Origin of the sequence: Caballeronia sp. LZ062 (genome assembly GCF_031450785.1) — a bacterium.
Lineage (GTDB): Bacteria > Pseudomonadota > Gammaproteobacteria > Burkholderiales > Burkholderiaceae > Caballeronia.
Window position 1 is genome coordinate 1,740,021 of sequence record NZ_JARTWB010000002.1, and the last position, 16,258, is coordinate 1,756,278.

The 16,258-nt window shown below is 64.6% G+C and carries 16 protein-coding genes and 1 tRNA gene; 11 read left to right on the forward strand and 6 right to left on the reverse strand.

The annotated features are described in order from the left end of the window. Nucleotides 1–149 precede the first annotated feature (149 nt). Genes ribBA through P9239_RS14230 form a run of 4 tightly spaced genes read left to right on the forward strand, consistent with a single transcriptional unit; the run spans nt 150 to nt 3,507 of the window. Nucleotides 150–1,316: a bifunctional 3,4-dihydroxy-2-butanone-4-phosphate synthase/GTP cyclohydrolase II gene (ribBA, locus tag P9239_RS14215; protein WP_309751875.1), complete on the forward strand. Its 1,167-nt coding sequence runs from the start codon at nt 150–152 to the stop codon at nt 1,314–1,316. A 36-nt stretch (nt 1,317–1,352) separates the two neighbouring features. Then, nucleotides 1,353–1,862, forward strand: a complete 510-nt coding sequence (gene ribH, locus P9239_RS14220; RefSeq protein ID WP_175939795.1) for a 6,7-dimethyl-8-ribityllumazine synthase — start codon at nt 1,353–1,355, stop codon at nt 1,860–1,862. Further along, nucleotides 1,859–2,293 (forward strand): transcription antitermination factor NusB, encoded by a 435-nt coding sequence (gene nusB, locus P9239_RS14225; RefSeq protein ID WP_309751880.1) that lies wholly within the window; start codon nt 1,859–1,861, stop codon nt 2,291–2,293. The genes ribH and nusB overlap by 4 nt, the downstream gene beginning before the upstream one ends. A gap of 20 nt (nt 2,294–2,313) precedes the next feature. Continuing rightward, the gene (locus P9239_RS14230; RefSeq protein WP_309751881.1) at nt 2,314–3,507 is read left to right on the forward strand and encodes a pyridoxal phosphate-dependent aminotransferase; all 1,194 of its coding nucleotides are present in this window, start codon (nt 2,314–2,316) and stop codon (nt 3,505–3,507) included. 77 nt (nt 3,508–3,584) lie between these two features. Here P9239_RS14230 and P9239_RS14235 read toward each other — a convergent pair whose 3' ends face one another. Next, complete coding sequence (locus P9239_RS14235) at nt 3,585–4,733, reverse strand: lytic transglycosylase domain-containing protein (protein ID WP_309751883.1); 1,149 nt, start codon at nt 4,731–4,733, stop codon at nt 3,585–3,587. A 587-nt stretch (nt 4,734–5,320) separates the two neighbouring features. Between P9239_RS14235 and P9239_RS14240 the strand changes: the two genes are divergently transcribed. Genes P9239_RS14240 through P9239_RS14250 form a run of 3 tightly spaced genes read left to right on the forward strand, consistent with a single transcriptional unit; the run spans nt 5,321 to nt 8,591 of the window. Further along, nucleotides 5,321–6,931: a UbiD family decarboxylase gene (locus tag P9239_RS14240; protein ID WP_309751885.1), complete on the forward strand. Its 1,611-nt coding sequence runs from the start codon at nt 5,321–5,323 to the stop codon at nt 6,929–6,931. Continuing rightward, on the forward strand, nt 6,928–7,923 hold the full coding sequence (locus P9239_RS14245) for an asparaginase (protein WP_309751887.1): 996 nt from the start codon (nt 6,928–6,930) through the stop codon (nt 7,921–7,923). Before P9239_RS14240 ends, P9239_RS14245 begins: the two co-directional genes overlap by 4 nt. Beyond that, nucleotides 7,920–8,591 carry a LysE family transporter gene (locus P9239_RS14250; protein ID WP_309751889.1) on the forward strand — a complete coding sequence of 224 codons (672 nt, stop codon included), beginning with the start codon at nt 7,920–7,922 and terminating at the stop codon, nt 8,589–8,591. The genes P9239_RS14245 and P9239_RS14250 overlap by 4 nt, the downstream gene beginning before the upstream one ends. A 9-nt stretch (nt 8,592–8,600) precedes the next feature. Here P9239_RS14250 and P9239_RS14255 read toward each other — a convergent pair whose 3' ends face one another. Continuing rightward, nucleotides 8,601–9,563: a threo-3-hydroxy-L-aspartate ammonia-lyase gene (locus P9239_RS14255; protein ID WP_309751891.1), complete on the reverse strand. Its 963-nt coding sequence runs from the start codon at nt 9,561–9,563 to the stop codon at nt 8,601–8,603. A gap of 114 nt (nt 9,564–9,677) precedes the next feature. Next, nucleotides 9,678–10,025 carry a hypothetical protein gene (locus P9239_RS14260; RefSeq protein ID WP_309751893.1) on the reverse strand — a complete coding sequence of 116 codons (348 nt, stop codon included), beginning with the start codon at nt 10,023–10,025 and terminating at the stop codon, nt 9,678–9,680. 1,218 nt (nt 10,026–11,243) lie between these two features. Between P9239_RS14260 and P9239_RS14265 the strand changes: the two genes are divergently transcribed. The 3 genes from P9239_RS14265 (at nt 11,244) to trmB (ending at nt 12,794) form a co-directional block, all read left to right on the forward strand. Then, nucleotides 11,244–11,804 (forward strand): YggT family protein, encoded by a 561-nt coding sequence (locus P9239_RS14265; protein ID WP_309751895.1) that lies wholly within the window; start codon nt 11,244–11,246, stop codon nt 11,802–11,804. Between the two features lie 62 nt (nt 11,805–11,866). Continuing rightward, nucleotides 11,867–11,941, forward strand: a tRNA-Gly gene (locus tag P9239_RS14270). 103 nt (nt 11,942–12,044) lie between these two features. Beyond that, the gene (gene trmB / locus P9239_RS14275) at nt 12,045–12,794 is read left to right on the forward strand and encodes a tRNA (guanosine(46)-N7)-methyltransferase TrmB (protein ID WP_309751897.1); all 750 of its coding nucleotides are present in this window, start codon (nt 12,045–12,047) and stop codon (nt 12,792–12,794) included. Nucleotides 12,795–12,862: 68 nt separating this feature from the next. Here trmB and P9239_RS14280 read toward each other — a convergent pair whose 3' ends face one another. From P9239_RS14280 to P9239_RS14290, 3 genes are all read right to left on the reverse strand, one after another. Next, complete coding sequence (locus tag P9239_RS14280) at nt 12,863–13,696, reverse strand: undecaprenyl-diphosphate phosphatase (protein ID WP_309751899.1); 834 nt, start codon at nt 13,694–13,696, stop codon at nt 12,863–12,865. Nucleotides 13,697–13,757: 61 nt separating this feature from the next. Further along, a complete protein-coding gene (locus tag P9239_RS14285) occupies nt 13,758–14,345 on the reverse strand; it encodes a DUF1439 domain-containing protein (RefSeq protein WP_309751900.1) in 588 nt (195 codons plus the stop codon). 50 nt (nt 14,346–14,395) lie between these two features. After that, nucleotides 14,396–14,677, reverse strand: a complete 282-nt coding sequence (locus P9239_RS14290) for a YkgJ family cysteine cluster protein (RefSeq protein ID WP_309751903.1) — start codon at nt 14,675–14,677, stop codon at nt 14,396–14,398. Nucleotides 14,678–14,816: 139 nt separating this feature from the next. Between P9239_RS14290 and hemN the strand changes: the two genes are divergently transcribed. Continuing rightward, nucleotides 14,817–16,199, forward strand: coding sequence for an oxygen-independent coproporphyrinogen III oxidase (gene hemN, locus P9239_RS14295; protein ID WP_309751905.1), 1,383 nt, complete (start codon nt 14,817–14,819; stop codon nt 16,197–16,199). Nucleotides 16,200–16,258: the final 59 nt, after the last annotated feature.

The window sequence follows — 16,258 nt, forward strand, 5'->3', positions numbered from 1 at the left end:
GCGCGCAACCCTGGCGAAAGCAGCGCTCAATTGCGTTGCTAGCCAGACCATACGCCGCCCCGCGCCCTCACGCGTATTCCCGGCGACTGTCCATCGGCCGTGGCGTAAAATACAGGCCTTTGCCAATCAGCCCTGTCGGGAACGCCACCATGTCGATCGCTTCCACTCCAGAAATCATCGCCGAGCTCAAGGCCGGCCGCATGGTGATCCTCGTCGACGAAGAAGATCGCGAGAACGAAGGCGACCTGATCGTCGCCGCCGACTTCATCACGCCCGAAGCCATCAACTTCATGGCGCGCTACGGCCGCGGCCTGATCTGCCTCACGCTCACGCAGGAACGCTGCAAGCTGCTCAACCTGCCGCTCATGACCCAGCGCAACGGCACGCAATACGGCACGGCGTTCACCGTCAGCATCGAAGCCGCCGAGGGCGTGACCACCGGCATTTCCGCCGCCGACCGCTCGCGCACCATCGCCACGGCGGTCGCCGCGAATGCGCGCGCCGAAGACATCGTTCAGCCGGGCCACGTGTTCCCGATCATGGCGCAACCGGGGGGCGTGCTCGTGCGCGCGGGCCACACGGAAGCCGGCTGCGACCTCGCCGCGCTCGCGGGCCTCACGCCCGCCGCCGTTATCTGCGAAGTGATCCGCGACGACGGCGAAATGGCGCGCCTGCCCGATCTCATCGAATTCGGCGAGCAGCACGGCATCAAGATCGGCACGATCGCGGACCTGATCCACTATCGCAGCCGCACGGAATCCATCATCGAAAAGGTCAGCGAGCGCACCATGCAGACCGCGCACGGCACGTTCCGCGCGGTGCTGTATCGCGACGAACCGACCGGCTCGCCGCATATCGCGCTCGTGCGCGGCACGCCGTCGCCGGATCGCGAGACGCCCGTGCGCGTGCACGAACCGCTGTCGGTGCTGGACCTGCTTGAAATCGACGCATCGACGCACTCCTGGACCATCGACGCCGCCATGAAGGAGATCGCCGCGCGCGATCTCGGCGCCATCGTCATGCTCAATTGCGGCGACAGCCGCGAGCATCTGGTCGACACGTTCCGCGCGCTCGACGAAAGCGACAAGACCGCCAAGCCGCAGCGCCGCCCGATCGACTTCAAGACCTACGGCATCGGCGCGCAGATTCTTCGCGATCTCGGCGTCGGCAAGATGCAGGTGCTCGCCAATCCGCGGCGCCTGGGCAGCATGTCGGGCTACGGGCTCGAAGTGACCGGCTTCATTCCGATGCCCGGCTGCCCCGCGACGGCGGCGAGCGCAACCGACGGCACCGTCGCGCATCTGCGTTCGGCCTGAGCGCATCCAACTTATTCCAAACCAACGGACCTCTACATGGAAATCGGACAATACCAGCCGAACCTCGACGGTGACGGCCTGCGCATCGGCATCGTGCAGTCGCGCTTCAACGAACCGGTGTGCAACGGCCTCGCGGATGCATGCATCGAGGAGCTGGAGCGCCTCGGCGTGATCGGCGAGGACGTGCTGCTCGTGACCGTGCCGGGCGCGCTCGAAATTCCGCTCGCGCTGCAAAAGCTCGCCGAATCCGGCCAGTTCGACGCCCTGATCGCGCTCGGCGCGGTCGTGCGCGGCGAGACGTACCACTTCGAACTCGTGTCGAACGAAAGCGGCTCGGGCATTTCGCGCATCGCGCTCGATTTCGGCATTCCGGTGGCGAATGCCGTGCTCACGACCGAAAACGACGAACAAGCCGTCGCACGCATGACGGAAAAAGGCCGCGACGCCGCGCGCGTGGCAGTCGAGATGGCTAACCTGTCGGTGGCGCTGGAGCAACTCGGCGGCGACGAAGAAGATGACGAAGACGAAGACGAGGACCGCGCATGAAGAGCGCACGACGCCGCTCGCGTGAACTCGCGACGCAAGGGCTTTACCAATGGCTGCTGTCGGGCGCGCCCGGCGGCGAGATCGACGCGCAGTTGCGCAACGCGCAGGGTTTCGACAAGGCCGACCGCGAACATCTGGACGCGATCCTGCACGGCGTGATCAAGGAAGCGGATGCGCTTTCCGCCGAACTGCAACCGTGCCTCGACCGTCCGATCGACCAGTTGTCGCCGGTCGAGCGCGCAGTGCTGCTCGTGGCCGCGTTCGAATTCAAGCATCACATCGACATTCCGTATCGCGTGGTCATCAACGAGGCAGTGGAACTAACGAAGACCTTCGGCGGCTCGGACGGCTACAAGTACGTGAACGGCGTGCTCGACAAGCTCGCCGTCGCGATGCGTCCCGCCGAAGCGCAGGCGCGCGGACGCGGCTAACGGGATATGGGATCGACGGCATGAATACCGCTTCGGAGCCGCTCATGCGGCTCGCCTCCCGCGTCGACGCCATCGAGCCGTTCTACGTGATGGAGTTGATGAAGGACGCCCAGGCGCTGGAGCGCGCCGGACGCGACATCATCCACATGGGAATCGGCGAGCCGGACTTCACCGCGCCCGCGCCGGTCACGCGCGCCGCCGCAGACGCGCTGGCCCGCGGGGTCACGCAGTACACGAATGCGCTGGGCGTCACCGCGCTGCGCGAGGCGATCGCCGCGCATTACCGCGACGCGTTCGGCTTGACCGTCGATCCCGCGCGCATCGTGGTGACGGCGGGCGCGTCCGCCGCGCTCTTGCTCGCGTGCATGGCGCTCGTCGACAACGGCGACGAAGTGTTGATGCCCGATCCGTGCTATCCGTGCAACCGGCACTTCGTGTCGGCGGCGGACGGCAAGCCGGTGCTGATCGCGAGCGGCCCGGCCGAGCGCTTCCAGCTCACCGCCGAACAGGTCGAAGCGCACTGGACGAGCGCGACGCGCGGCGTGCTGCTCGCGTCGCCTTCGAACCCGACCGGCACGTCCATCGAGCCGGAGGAGTTGCGGCGGATCGTCGGCAAGGTGCGGGAGCGCGGCGGCTTCACCATCGTCGACGAGATCTATCAGGGCTTGAGCTACGACGCGAAGCCCGTGTCGGCGCTCTCGTTCGGCGACGACGTGGTGACGGTCAACAGCTTCTCGAAGTACTTCAACATGACCGGCTGGCGGCTCGGCTGGCTCGTCGTGCCGCACGCGATGATCGGCGCGGTCGAGAAGCTCTCGCAGAATCTGTTCATTTGCGCATCGGCGCTCGCGCAACATGCGGCGCTCGCCTGCTTCGAGCCGGAGACGCTCGCCATCTACGAAGCGCGCCGGCTGGAGTTCAAGCGCCGGCGCGACTACATCGTGCCGGCGCTGCGTTCGCTCGGCTTCGGCGTGCCGGTCGTGCCGGACGGCGCGTTCTACGTCTACGCCGATACGACAAGCGTGCCGCACCCCGCTGCCGGCGACAGCGAAAGGCTCACGCGTTCCATGCTGCATGACGCGGGCGTGGTCCTCGTGCCGGGCGCGGATTTCGGCTTTCATGCGCCCGATCGATATATCCGGCTCTCGTATGCAACGGCGTACTCGAAGCTGGAAGAAGCCGTCGCGCGGCTCGGGGACTTTTTCAGCCGCTGAACGTCATTCGCCGACAAACAAAAAGGGCACCCGCATGTGGTGCCCTTTTTGTTTTGTCTGACTGTGTTCGCCGACGATCAGGCGCCCAGTTCGGCCGAAGCGCCATGCTTCGAATCGCCGGAATCGCTTTCGTCTTGCGAGTCGGCCTTCTTCGCGCCGTCGATCGTCACGTGGACGCGCTTGGCCGTATCCACCGAGGCGGACGCCAGCACTTGTTTCGGCGCGGCCTGGACGGGCGCCTGCGGCGCGTTGATCGGCACGTTGCGGCCACGCGCGACATCGCGCAGACGCGCCCGCTCGGCCAGCACCTTCGCGCCGTAGCCGCCGTCGTCCTGCGACGTCGAACCGACGTAGTAGCGCAGACCGCCCGCCACGGAACCGCCGCGCGCAATGCAGTCCTTCAGCACCAGCGCGCCGACCTTGATGTTCGCGAGCGGATCGAGCGCCGCGTGCGAGCCGCCGAAGTACTCGAACTTGTCCGAATGGACCTTCGACATGACCTGCATCAGCCCTTTCGCGCCGACGCCGCTTTCCGCATACGGATTAAAGCCCGATTCGATGGCCATGACCGACAGCAGCAGCAGCGGATCGAGACCGACTTCGCGGCCCGTGTCGAACGCGGCGCGCACGAGGTCGCTTACCGGCTCTTCGGCCACGCGGTAGCGCCGCGCGATGAAGTTCGCAACCAGCTTCTGTTCGCGCGTGGAGACGAGCACGCGGTCGTCGCGCGCATCGGCGACGATACGTTGCGCGGGAATGGCGCTCGCCAGCAAGCTGACGGACGGCATCGTGCGGGGATCGAGCCCGTTGGGCGACACGGCGAGACTGATGCCGCCGGTCAGCTGGCGCGTGCTGTCGTCATCGGTCGCGGCCGCGCCGAGCGACGGAACTTGCGCCGGCGGCGCCGCCGACACGTCCGGGTTCGCGGCCAGGCTGATGGGCGCGGCATCAGCAGGCGGGCGATGCACGGCCGAGAACGGCGGAAGCGGCTGGCCGGCCAGAAGCCGCGCCGGACCGGCTTGGACCGCCGCGGACACGAACGGCATGATCCGTGCGGCAAAGGTCGTGCGCCAGGACGGCAAGAGCCATAGCGCGAGCGCCGTGACGATGGCCGCGCAACCGACCAGGCTAAAAAGATAGTGACTCATACGGCTTCCACGACGCAGCGCGGTGCGCAAACCTTGCGCGACGCGAGTGTCCGGACGCCACGATAACCAAGCGTTCATCGATGCTCCCAATGTTGCATGATTCAAGCTGATGAATACCAATCAACCGGCATTCGAAAGCGCAAATCAGACACCGCTCGCTCTTGGCAAGGCGTAAGCGGCATCGGGGAAACGGCATGCGCCGTCTGGAAAGCCGATCCGGCAACAGCGGCCGGAGTGCGCGGCACGAACAACATGCCCTTGGTGCGCAGGTGGCTTTCCACGCGAAAAACCGGCGCATGAAAACGCCGGCAGTGACAACCAACAGCCATGAATCGCCGGGCAGGTGCGGCGCAGGCGACGCATAGCGTCTGAGAAAAGACCTGAGGCTAAGGTAAAAAGTTTCAAAACCTGCAATGGATGCGAAGCGATTCTAGCAGGGTTTAATGATCCGTCAATGCTATGCCTTTCCGTTTCAATTACTTACAGTAATAATGAACACCGTTTAGGAGCGCAAACGCACGTCCGCCACGCAGTTTTCCGGGGAATTTGCTGAGTGTCTCCCAGCGCACGGACTGCTGCACAGGTAAAATCGACAATCGCCTAGCGCGCAGCCGTCCCACCCCGCCCGCTTCCCGTAGCGGCCTCGAGTCCTCGTCCGACCATCGATGAAATATAAAGATCTGCGCGACTTCACCGCCCGCCTGGAGGCGCTCGGCGAACTGCGCCGCATCCGGCAGCCTGTTTCACCCGTCCTCGAAATGACCGAACTCGCCGACCGCGTGTTGCGCGCGGGCGGCCCGGCGCTGCTTTTCGAAGCGCCGACCGGTCACAGCATGCCGGTGTTGGCGAACCTGTTCGGCACGACGCGGCGCGTGGCGCTTGGCATGGGCATCGAAACGGAATCGCAAATCGGCGCCAATGCGACGCTAGGCAGCGACACCGCCGCGCTGAGTTCGCTGCGCGATATCGGCCGGCTGCTGTCCGCGCTCAAAGAACCGGAGCCGCCGCGCGGCCTGAAGGACGCCGGCAAGCTGCTGTCGCTCGCCAAGGCGGTCTGGGACATGGCGCCGAAGTCGGTGAGCGCACCGCCTTGTCAGGAGATCGTGTGGGAAGGCAACGACGTGGACCTCGCGCGCCTGCCGATCCAGACCTGCTGGCCCGGCGATGCCGGACCGCTCTTGACGTGGGGCCTGACCGTCACACGCGGGCCGAACAAGACGCGCCAGAACCTCGGCATCTATCGGCAGCAGCTGATCGGGCGCAACAAGCTCATCATGCGCTGGCTCGCGCATCGCGGCGGCGCGCTCGATTTCCGCGAGTTCGCGCTCGCCAATCCCGGCAAGCCGTATCCGGTGGCGGTGGTGCTGGGCGCCGATCCGGCCACGATTCTCGGCGCGGTCACGCCTGTTCCCGACACGCTGTCCGAGTACCAGTTCGCGGGTCTGCTGCGCGGTTCACGTACCGAACTGGCGAAGTGTCTGACGCCGGGCGTCGATACCCTGCAGGTGCCGGCGCGCGCGGAGATCGTGCTTGAAGGCTTCATCTATCCGCAGGAAGGCGCTCTGCCCCCGGCACCAGAAGGCGCGCCGCCGCGTCCGTCGGCGAGTGCCGCCGCGAAATATGAACACGCGCTGGAAGGCCCCTACGGCGATCACACCGGCTACTACAACGAACAGGAGTGGTTTCCGGTCTTTACGGTCGAGAAAATCACCCTGCGCCGCGACGCCCTCTTCCACTCCACCTACACCGGCAAGCCGCCCGACGAACCGGCCGTGCTCGGCGTGGCGCTCAATGAAGTCTTCGTGCCGCTCTTGCAAAAGCAGTTTCCCGAGATCACGGACTTCTATCTGCCGCCGGAAGGGTGCAGCTACCGCATGGCAATCGTGCAGATGAAGAAGAGCTACGCCGGTCACGCTAAGCGCGTCATGCTCGGCGTCTGGAGTTTCCTGCGGCAGTTCATGTATACGAAGTTCATCGTCGTGGTGGATGAAGACGTGAACGTGCGCGACTGGAAGGAAGTGATCTGGGCGATCACGACGCGCGTCGATCCCACGCGCGACACCGTGATGATCGACAACACGCCGATCGACTACCTCGACTTCGCCTCGCCGGTCGCGGGTCTCGGCTCGAAGATGGGGCTCGACGCGACGAACAAGTGGCCGGGTGAGACGAACCGCGAATGGGGCCGCCCGATCACGATGGACGCGGCCGTCAAGCGCCGTGTCGATGCGCTGTGGACCGAAATCGGACTGGACAACGCGGGGAGGAACGCATGATCGCAGCGACGCTGTATCGCGGGGAGGCAGTCGAGAACACGCACGCGGCGCACGTCGCCGTGGTCGATGCGCAAGGCGGTCTGCTGCATTCGTTCGGCGACCCGCATCGCGTGACGCTGCCGCGCTCGGCCGCGAAGCCGGCGCAGGCGCTCGCCGTGATTGAGACGGGCGCGCTGGAACGCTTCGGCTTCGACGAAGCCGATCTCGCGCTCATGTGCGGCTCGCACAGCAGCGAGCCCCGCCACGTCGAACGCGCTCGCGCGATGCTGGGGAAGTCCGGCGCGAGCGAGAGCGACCTGCGTTGCGGCGGCCATCCGCCGATATCGGATACCGTCTACAAAGACTGGATTCGCCGCGACTTCTCGCCGACGCCCGTGTGCAGCAACTGTTCGGGCAAGCACGCCGGCATGTTGGCAGGCGCGCGGGCGATGAACGCGCCGCTCGACGGCTATCACCTGCCGGAGCATCCGCTGCAGGCGCGCGTGAAACGCACGATGGCGGATGCCGTCGATCTGCCTTTCGAGGACGTGCTCTGGGCCATCGACGGATGCAATCTGCCGACGCCCGCTTTCCCGCTCGACCGTCTCGCACGCCTCTATATGAAGATTGCCGACGCGCCGGACGGCTCGCCGCTCGCGCGCATTCACCGCGCGATGACGTCGCATCCCGAACTCGTCGCGGGCGAAGGACGCTTCTGCACGCGTCTGATGCGCGCGTTCGGCGGCGCGCTCGTCGGCAAGACCGGCGCGGACGCGAGCTATGCGATCGGCCTGAAGCGGCCGGGAGGCGCGCTCGGCATTGCGGTGAAGGTCGAAGACGGCAACACGAACGTGCTGCACGCGATCGTTGCGCACGTGCTGGAGCTGCTCGACATCGGCACGCGCGAGCAGCGCGCGGCGCTCGACGACTTCCGTCATCCGCCGATGGTGAACACGATGGGCGTGCCGACCGGCCATCTCGACGTGACGCTCGCGCTCACGAGACACGCATGACGCACTCGTGGTCGTTGATGTCGGACGGCTTCTTCTTGTCGCTGTCGCTGTGTCTGGATATCGGGATCGCCAACGTCGCAATCATTTCGCTTGCGCTGTCGCACGGCTTCAAGCCGGGGCTCGTGCTCGGCCTCGGCACGTGTTTCGGCGACCTGTTTTACGCGGCGCTGGCGCTAGCGGGCATGTCCGCGCTGCTGCAGTTTCCTGCGGTGCGCTGGGTTGTCTGGATCGGCGGAGCCATCGTGCTGCTGTTTCTCACGTGGAAGATGGCGCGCGAGGCGATGAACCCCGCGTCCGCGCCGCCCGTCGAGGGCGAAGCGGATACACGCACGCCGCGTCAGAGCCATCTGAAGAGTTTCTTGCGCGGATGCCTGCTCGCGGTTTCATCGCCGAGCGCGATTCTGTGGTTCGCGGCGGTCGGCGGCGCGCTGATTGCGAAAGCCGGCGCGACGAGCCCGATGAGCGCGTCGGTGTTTCTGCTCGGCTTCTTTTGCGGCGGACTCGGCTGGACGCTCTTCGTCTGCACGCTCGCCGCCCATGGCCGCAAACGCGCCGGCACGCGCCTCTTGCGCGCGTGCCACGTGCTATCCGCCGTGCTCTTCGCTTACTTTTCGTACAGCGTGATCGTCAACGGGTACCGCGATCTGATCGTCCACGCGGCGTCGTGACGGCCCGCTTCACGCGATGAACTGCGCGAAGCGCGCCAGATCGACGTTGCCGCCGCTCACGATCACGCCCACGCGCTTGCCTTCCACCGGCACCACTTTCTGAAGCACCGCCGCAGCGGCGAGGCAGCCGGTCGGCTCGACGACCATCTTCATGCGCTCGGCGAAGAAGCGCAGCGTGTCGACGAGCTGCGCGTCGCTCACCGTGACGATGCGGTCCACGTGCTTCTGGATGATCGGAAAGTTGTATTCGCCGACATGCGTGGACGCCGCGCCGTCCGCGATGGTGCGCGGCACCTCGATATGCGCGATCTCGCCCCGCGCGAGCGACTGTTGCGCGTCGTTGCCCGCTTCCGGTTCCACGCCGATCACCTTGCACGACGGCGAGAGCGCCGCCGCCGCGAGCGCGCAGCCCGCGATCAGTCCGCCGCCGCCGAGGCACACGAAGAGGTAATCGAGCGGGCCGGTCTCCTCGATTAGTTCCTTCGCCGCCGTGCCCTGCCCGGCGATCACGTGCGGATGGTCGTACGGCGGAATCAGCGTCATGCCGCGCTCTTCGGCGAGCACCCGGCCAATCTCTTCGCGATTCTGCGTGTAGCGGTCATACGTGACGACTTCGCCGCCGTAGCCGCGCGTCGCCGCGATTTTCGCGGCCGGGGCGTCTTCCGGCATGATGATCGTCGCGCGGATGCCGGCGAGTTTCGCCGACAGCGCAATGGCCTGCGCGTGGTTGCCGGACGAATACGTGATGACGCCGGCGGCGCGCTGCGCGTCGTCGAAATGGGAAAGCGCGTTATAGGCGCCGCGAAACTTGAAAGCGCCCATGCGCTGGAAGTTTTCGCATTTGAAAAAGAGCGACGCGCCGGCGATTTCGTCCGCCGTGCGGGACGTGAGAACCGGCGTGCGATGCGCAACGCCGTCTATGCGGCGGGCGGCATCGGCGACGTCATCGAAAGTCGGGGCAGGAAGTGGCATCGGATGAGAAGTGGCGTCGGGAAAACGCCATTCTCGCCAGTTCCGAAGCGAATCGGAATAGCCTTTTCGTGGATGTGCAAAAAAATCGAGCCCCTCGCGGGGCTCCGTTTTTAATTAGTGCCAGTGGCCGTGACCGTAGCCACGACCATATGGATGGCCATAATACCCGTGGCGCCAATAAGGACGTCCGTAATATCCATAGCCATACCCGCCGACGACGACTGCGGGCGGCGGCGCATACACGACAGGCGGAGGCGGCGCGACATAAACCGGCTGAGGCGGAGCGACATAGACCGGCTGCGGCGGAGCGACATAAACCGGCGCGGGCGGCGCCTGATAAACCGGATACGCCGGCACGCCGATACCGACACCTACCGACACATGCGCTTGAGCGACACCCGCCACACCCGCGACCCCCAGGCCGAGGGCGCCAGCGACCAACAAACTACCGAGCTTTTTCACTTTGGTTCTCCTCGCCGCTTGGGGTCGACCGGTCCATCCGGTCGCGCGGCTGCGTAGTTTAAATTTAGCGAAAAAGGCGCGAGGTCGCTCAGACCATTTGTTGCAAATTGCAAGGTTCTGGATGACCAGGTCGGATGGTCGGGGCGGCGTGATCCGTCGGATATCCCGAACGGCAAGGTAACGCGCCCTCCGTTCGTCCAAGGCGTCGGCAATCAAGTCGGACAGGAGTAACGTCTCTTTACAAATAAAATGAAAAACCCCGCCGAACGGACCGTTCGACGGGGCTTTGCATACAGTCAAGACACTTTCAGGGGATTCAACCCACCTTCACATAGGCGAATTCGCGCGTGACATTCGGCGGGACATACGCGGCGCCGATTACGACGCGCGGCGTCAATCGCTTCTTCTGGTCCCACCAGCGACGCCTCTGGGCCTGGCTCAAGAAACGCAAATGCTTTCGATAAGAGAAAATGCTCATGCGACCTCCGAACGTAGCGTTTTAAAACGTCGAGGAAAGCGGCCGCTCAAGCGGGCCATGCATTTCCGTTAATCACTCTTGTCTTTTAGTATTAGCGCCCGGTTCGTTCATCAATGTTCGCAAAAGAACCAAAACACGCGAGCCGCGTGCGGTGAACCACATTTCAGCAGAAAACATGCCATGGATTAACCGGCGAGCGGCTCGCCCAATTGTTCACGGCTTCTGATTCAATCGTTTTCTGTGATCCTATCCTGCCATCTTTGCGTGAAATGCGCTCGGAGAAAGCGTCGCGAGCCGGCAACATCAGGGTTTGCGGCAATGCGCCCCTGCATGCGCTATGCTTGCATCCGGCTTTCATTCGTTCTCAAAGACAATCGCTCGTCCCTGTTGGACAACGCGCCCAAGCCGCGCCGAAGCCATGTTAAGGTGACGTCCGGCGCCCCACCGGCATTGGCGGTGGGCGGGGAATGCAAGGCGCCATCTGCTAGAAGAGAAGAGATCGCGGCGTTCGCCGGCTCCGGCCCGAGCGCGGCGGCTTCGGAAGACATTCAGTCCAGAGAACAAACAATGATCAAGGTCACTCATTACGGCTTGCGCCACGCGGCTTGCGCGTTCGCCTCGCCACGGCAGCGTCAGTCCCGGCGGCCTCGCAGCGGCTGCTAGCTTCATCGCCTGTTCGCTTCGCTTTTCCCGACCCCGGCGCGGCCCTCCCGCCGCCACGTTTCCCAAGAGGACCCGAGATGTTCGGCGATATCGCCCGTTTTCTGCTTAATACCGTCTTCACCCTGTTCGGCGCGGCGCTGATCCTGCGTGCGTGGATGCAAGTGGTCCGCATGCCGCCGTACAACCCGGTTTCGAATGCCGTCATGCAGGCGACCAACTGGATCGTCCTGCCGCTCCGCAAGATCCTGCCCGGCGGCAAAATCGACTGGGCAAGCATTGTGGCCGCCTACATTGCGGCGCTGGTCTATGTGACGTTGATGGTGTATCTCGCCGGCGTCGATCCGACGGTGATGCTGCCGATGCTCCTGCTCGTCGCGGTTCTGACCGTCGTCAAGTGGGCGCTCAACCTCATCATCTGGATGACGATTCTCATGGCGCTGCTTTCGTGGCTGAACCCGCAGTCGCCGGCCATGCCGCTGCTCTATCAGATCACCGCGCCGTTTCTCGATCCGCTGCGCCGGATCCTGCCGCGTTTGGGCGGCATCGATTTGTCGCCGATTCTGCTTTTCGTGATCGTGCAGGTGCTCTTGATGGTGGTGACGCGCGTCGCGGTATCGATGACGCTCTTCGGCATCTAGTCCTTGCCGCGCCGCCCGCGATTGCGCGGCGGCGCGCGTTGCGCTTACAATAGTCGGCTCACGCGGGCGTCGTATAATGGCTATTACCGTAGCTTCCCAAGCTACTGACGTGGGTTCGATTCCCATCGCCCGCTCCAGCATCACGAGCAAAGACCAGCAACACATAAGCGAAAGCCGCCTTCCATACAGCGAGGCGGCTTTTTAGTTTCCGCGCGACGCTTCCCCGCTTCCGATTCCGCCATGAACGACCAATCCCACGATCCCCACGGCGACGACGCTCATGCCGCCGGTCAGCGCGCCAACAGCGAGACATCGCAGCCGCTGCATCATCGGCGCATTCGCAGCTTCGTGACGCGTGCGGGCCGGGTCTCGCCGGGACAGCAGCGCGCGATGGAGGAACTAGGCCCGCGCTTTGTCCTGCCCTACGCGCCGGAACTCGCGGACTGGGACGCGCTCTTCGGCAGGCAGGCGCCGCGCGTGCTCGAAATCGGCTTCGGCATGGGCGCGACGACGGCGGAAATCGCGGCGGCCCGCCCGGGCGACGACTTTATCGGCGTGGAAGTGCACGAACCGGGCGTGGGCGCGCTGCTGAAGCTTATCGGCGAGCAGCAGCTCGGCAACATCCGCATTCTTCAGCACGACGCCGTGGAGGTGCTCGAGCACATGATCGCGCCCGCGAGTCTGGACGGCGTGCACATCTATTTTCCCGATCCGTGGCACAAGGCGCGGCATCACAAGCGTCGGCTCATTCAACCGAAGTTCGTGGCGCTCCTGAGCTCGCGCGTGAAGCCGGGCGGCTATCTGCATCTCGCGACCGACTGGCAGAACTACGCGGAACAGATGCTCGACGTGCTCTCAGCGGAACCGATGCTCGAAAACACCGCCGACGGCTACGCGCCGCGTCCGGATTATCGGCCGGTGACGAAGTTCGAACGCCGCGGCTTACGGCTCGGACACGGCGTCTGGGATCTGCTGTTTCGCCGCAAGTAAGCCGCACCTAAAAACGCAAACGCCACGGCTAGCCGTGGCGTTTGCGTTTTTAAGACAGTCCTACCGAATCAGTCCGCCCAGCTCAGACCGCCGCTATACCCGACGATCAGGATCAGCAGCCCGAAGCCGATGCGATACCACGCGAATGCAGTGAAATCATGCGAGGCGACGTAACGGAGCAGCCAACGCACACAGATGAACGCGCTCACGAACGCGGACACGAGCCCGATGGCGAAGAGCCCGAGGTCGTTCACCGTGAGCGCGCGCCAGTATTTGGCCATTTCGTAGAGCGTCGCGCCGAAGATGATGGGAATGGCGAGGAAGAACGAGAATTCGGTGGCCGCGCGGCGCTCCAGCCCGAACAGCATGCCGCCGATGATCGTCGCGCCCGAGCGCGATGTGCCCGGAATCAGCGCAAGGCACTGCGCAAGACCGACCTTCAGCGCATCGGCGAAGGAAAGGTCATCGACCGAATGCACGCGCGGCGGCGCGCCGCGATCGCGCTGTCGCGCTTCCGCCCACAGAATCACGATCCCGCCGACGATCAGCGCCACGGACACCGGCACCGGCGAGAACAGCACCGACTTGATCTTCTTCTCCAGCAGCAGGCCGAGCACAATGGCCGGGATCGTCGCGATGATGACGTTGATCGCAAAGCGCCGCGCGTCCGGACGGCTGCCGAGGCCGCCCACTACCGAGCCGATTTTCGCGCGATATTCCCAGCAGATCGCGAGAATGGCGCCGAACTGAATGACGACATCGAATGTCTTGGCCTGCGCGTCGGTGAAATTGAGCAAACTGCCCGCGACGATCAAATGCCCCGTGCTCGACACCGGCAGGAACTCCGTCAAGCCTTCCACGACGCCCAGCACGAGCGCCTTTACCATCAGAATCCAGTCCATCCGTCAGCCCTTGTTCGCTTTTTTGCCGTTGGTGTGCAGCGTGGCGCGCCAGGATTTCGATTCACTTCTCGACAATCTGCACGCGTATGCCGTTTGTAAGGACTGTGATTGTACCGGGTTCGTAAGACACGCCCGCAAACTGAAGTTCTTCGGGCTTGAACGTGTAGATGGGATAGCGGTCGAGCAGTTGCGCCGCTAGCAGCGCGCCGGCCGCCGCGATTTGTTGGTTGTACTGCGCAGCGTCGCCGGCGAGCTGCGAATCGTCGACCGTCGGCGAAACGAGCACGACCGAGCGGCTCGGGGCGTCATAGGCGAGTTGCGTCGACAACGTGAACGCGCCGTTCACCGGGTTCGGCATGAAAGGCGTGGATAGCCGCGCGTCCACGCGCACCGTGACGCGATTGCGGTCCGCCGCCATGCCGACGACCGGATTGCTCAGCACGACGTCGAAGATTTGCCGCGCGGTACGTTCCAGCGGGAATTTGCGCGCAACCGCTTCCTGCACCTGTTTTTGCGAAAATGTGTAGTGATCCGGAATAAACGGAAAAATGGACGCGGCATGCGCCGCTGGTGCGAGCGCGAATGCGGGCAACGCGGCGAGCGCGCCCAGCAGCAACCGGCGCCTGAGCGGCGCGGCGGGTCGTGGCATGCGGGAATCTCCTCTACTTGATCTCGTGACCGTGCTTGGACAGACGAAGTTCATTGCGGTTGCGTGTCGATCTCGAGCCGTGTAAGCCATCGAACGGCATGCTCGCGCGTCTCTCCGCACATGTCGGCGGACGGTTGCAAACCGCTGCAGCACGCGGGCCGGCGCGGGTCGCCGAAAATCTTGCAGCGCAAATCATCGTCGAGCTGAATGCACGGCTCGCCCGCGCGCTTGCCGTTGGGCATACCCGGAATCGGACTCGTGATGGACGGCGCGATGCAGCACGCGCCGCATCCTTCGCGGCAGGCATGAGGTGACGAAGACGGGATAGACATGGCAAAAGCAGTCGAAACAGCGGCTAAGGCGCCATTGTCCCATGCCAGCCAAGCGCACCCCGGAAAGCGGCTGCGACGTTATCACGCAAGGCGCGCGCGCAGGCGCCCGCGTAAGATCGGCGCAACCCAAAGGCTGCCCATGACCCTCGCCGACACCCTCTTTCGGCCGGACCTGCTCGCGCGCTACGACGCGCACGGCCCGCGCTACACGTCCTACCCGACCGCCGTCCAGTTTTCGGAATCGTTCGACCCCGCGCATTACTTCAAAGCCGCAAGCGAAGGCGGCGCGTCGGCGGACCTGTCGCTGTACTTCCACATTCCGTTTTGCGACACCGTCTGCTTCTATTGCGGCTGCAACAAGGTCGCGACGAAAAACCGCGCGCACGCAAGGCCGTATCTGGACCGCATGAAACGCGAACTCGCGATGCAGGCCGCGTGCTTCGATACGCGACGCCCCGTCACGCAGCTTCACTGGGGCGGCGGCACGCCGACATTCCTCTCGCACGACGAAATGGCCGAACTCATGGCCGCCACCGCCGAGCATTTCAACCTCGTGGCCGATGCAAGCGCGGAATACTCGATCGAAGTCGACCCGCGCGAAGCGTCCGCCGAAACGATCGCGGTGTTGCGCGAACTCGGCTTCAACCGGCTGAGCCTCGGCGTGCAGGACTTCGACGAACGCGTGCAGCGGGCCGTCAACCGCATTCAGCCGCGCGCCATGACCGAAAACGTGATGCGCGCGGCGCGTGAGCACGGCTTCGAGTCGGTGAGCGTCGATCTGATCTATGGCTTGCCGCATCAGAGCGTCGAGAGCTTCACGCGCACGCTCGATGCGATCATCGCGCTCGCGCCGGACCGCGTCTCCGTATTCGGCTATGCGCACATGCCCGCGCTGTTCAAGATGCAGCGTCAGATCGACGAAAGCGCGCTGCCTTCGTCTGCCATGCGGCTCGCCATTCTGAAGCGCGTGATCGAGCGGATGAGCGATGCGGGCTATGTCTACATCGGCATGGATCATTTCGCGCTGCCCGGCGACGAACTCGCCCGCGCGTACGAAGCCGGCACGCTCCAGCGCAATTTCCAGGGCTACAGCACGCACGCGGACTGCGATCTGATCGGCATCGGCGCGTCGTCGATCGGCAAGGTCGGCGACGTCTACGCCCAGAACGCGCGCGATCTCGCCGACTACGCAGCCGCCATCGACGCGGGCCGCTTTGCGATTCAGCGCGGCGTGCGCCTTTCCGCCGACGACCTTCTGCGCCGCGACGTCATCATGCGGCTTATGTGCGGCGGCGTGCTGCGGTTTGCGGACGTCGAGCGCGAACACGGCATCGTCTTCGGCGACGCGTTCGCCGATGAACTCGCGCGCCTCGCGCCGATGGCCGACGACGGCCTCGTCGACATCACGCCGGACGCCATTCGCGTGCTGCCCGCCGGACGCATGCTCGTGCGCAACGTCGCGTCGGTATTCGACCGCTATATGGGACAGGCGAGCCTGCGGCGCTTCTCGCGGACCATCTGAATACACGACTCATCGCACCGTTGATGGTGTCGTCGCGTATTTCTTACTGCGCTGGCATA

What these genes read in the sequence shown, in the direction of transcription:
- P9239_RS14280 (WP_309751899.1), bottom strand. Translation starts at nt 13,696, where the DNA reads ATGGACTGGATTCTGATGGTAAAGGCGCTCGTGCTGGGCGTCGTGGAA.
- P9239_RS14265 (WP_309751895.1), top strand. Translation starts at nt 11,244, where the DNA reads ATGTTCGGCGATATCGCCCGTTTTCTGCTTAATACCGTCTTCACCCTG.
- P9239_RS14235 (WP_309751883.1), bottom strand. Translation starts at nt 4,733, where the DNA reads ATGAACGCTTGGTTATCGTGGCGTCCGGACACTCGCGTCGCGCAAGGT.
- trmB (WP_309751897.1), top strand. Translation starts at nt 12,045, where the DNA reads ATGAACGACCAATCCCACGATCCCCACGGCGACGACGCTCATGCCGCC.
- nusB (WP_309751880.1), top strand. Translation starts at nt 1,859, where the DNA reads ATGAAGAGCGCACGACGCCGCTCGCGTGAACTCGCGACGCAAGGGCTT.
- P9239_RS14230 (WP_309751881.1), top strand. Translation starts at nt 2,314, where the DNA reads ATGAATACCGCTTCGGAGCCGCTCATGCGGCTCGCCTCCCGCGTCGAC.
- P9239_RS14290 (WP_309751903.1), bottom strand. Translation starts at nt 14,677, where the DNA reads ATGTCTATCCCGTCTTCGTCACCTCATGCCTGCCGCGAAGGATGCGGC.
- ribH (WP_175939795.1), top strand. Translation starts at nt 1,353, where the DNA reads ATGGAAATCGGACAATACCAGCCGAACCTCGACGGTGACGGCCTGCGC.
- P9239_RS14245 (WP_309751887.1), top strand. Translation starts at nt 6,928, where the DNA reads ATGATCGCAGCGACGCTGTATCGCGGGGAGGCAGTCGAGAACACGCAC.
- P9239_RS14240 (WP_309751885.1), top strand. Translation starts at nt 5,321, where the DNA reads ATGAAATATAAAGATCTGCGCGACTTCACCGCCCGCCTGGAGGCGCTC.
- P9239_RS14250 (WP_309751889.1), top strand. Translation starts at nt 7,920, where the DNA reads ATGACGCACTCGTGGTCGTTGATGTCGGACGGCTTCTTCTTGTCGCTG.
- P9239_RS14255 (WP_309751891.1), bottom strand. Translation starts at nt 9,563, where the DNA reads ATGCCACTTCCTGCCCCGACTTTCGATGACGTCGCCGATGCCGCCCGC.
- ribBA (WP_309751875.1), top strand. Translation starts at nt 150, where the DNA reads ATGTCGATCGCTTCCACTCCAGAAATCATCGCCGAGCTCAAGGCCGGC.
- P9239_RS14285 (WP_309751900.1), bottom strand. Translation starts at nt 14,345, where the DNA reads ATGCCACGACCCGCCGCGCCGCTCAGGCGCCGGTTGCTGCTGGGCGCG.
- hemN (WP_309751905.1), top strand. Translation starts at nt 14,817, where the DNA reads ATGACCCTCGCCGACACCCTCTTTCGGCCGGACCTGCTCGCGCGCTAC.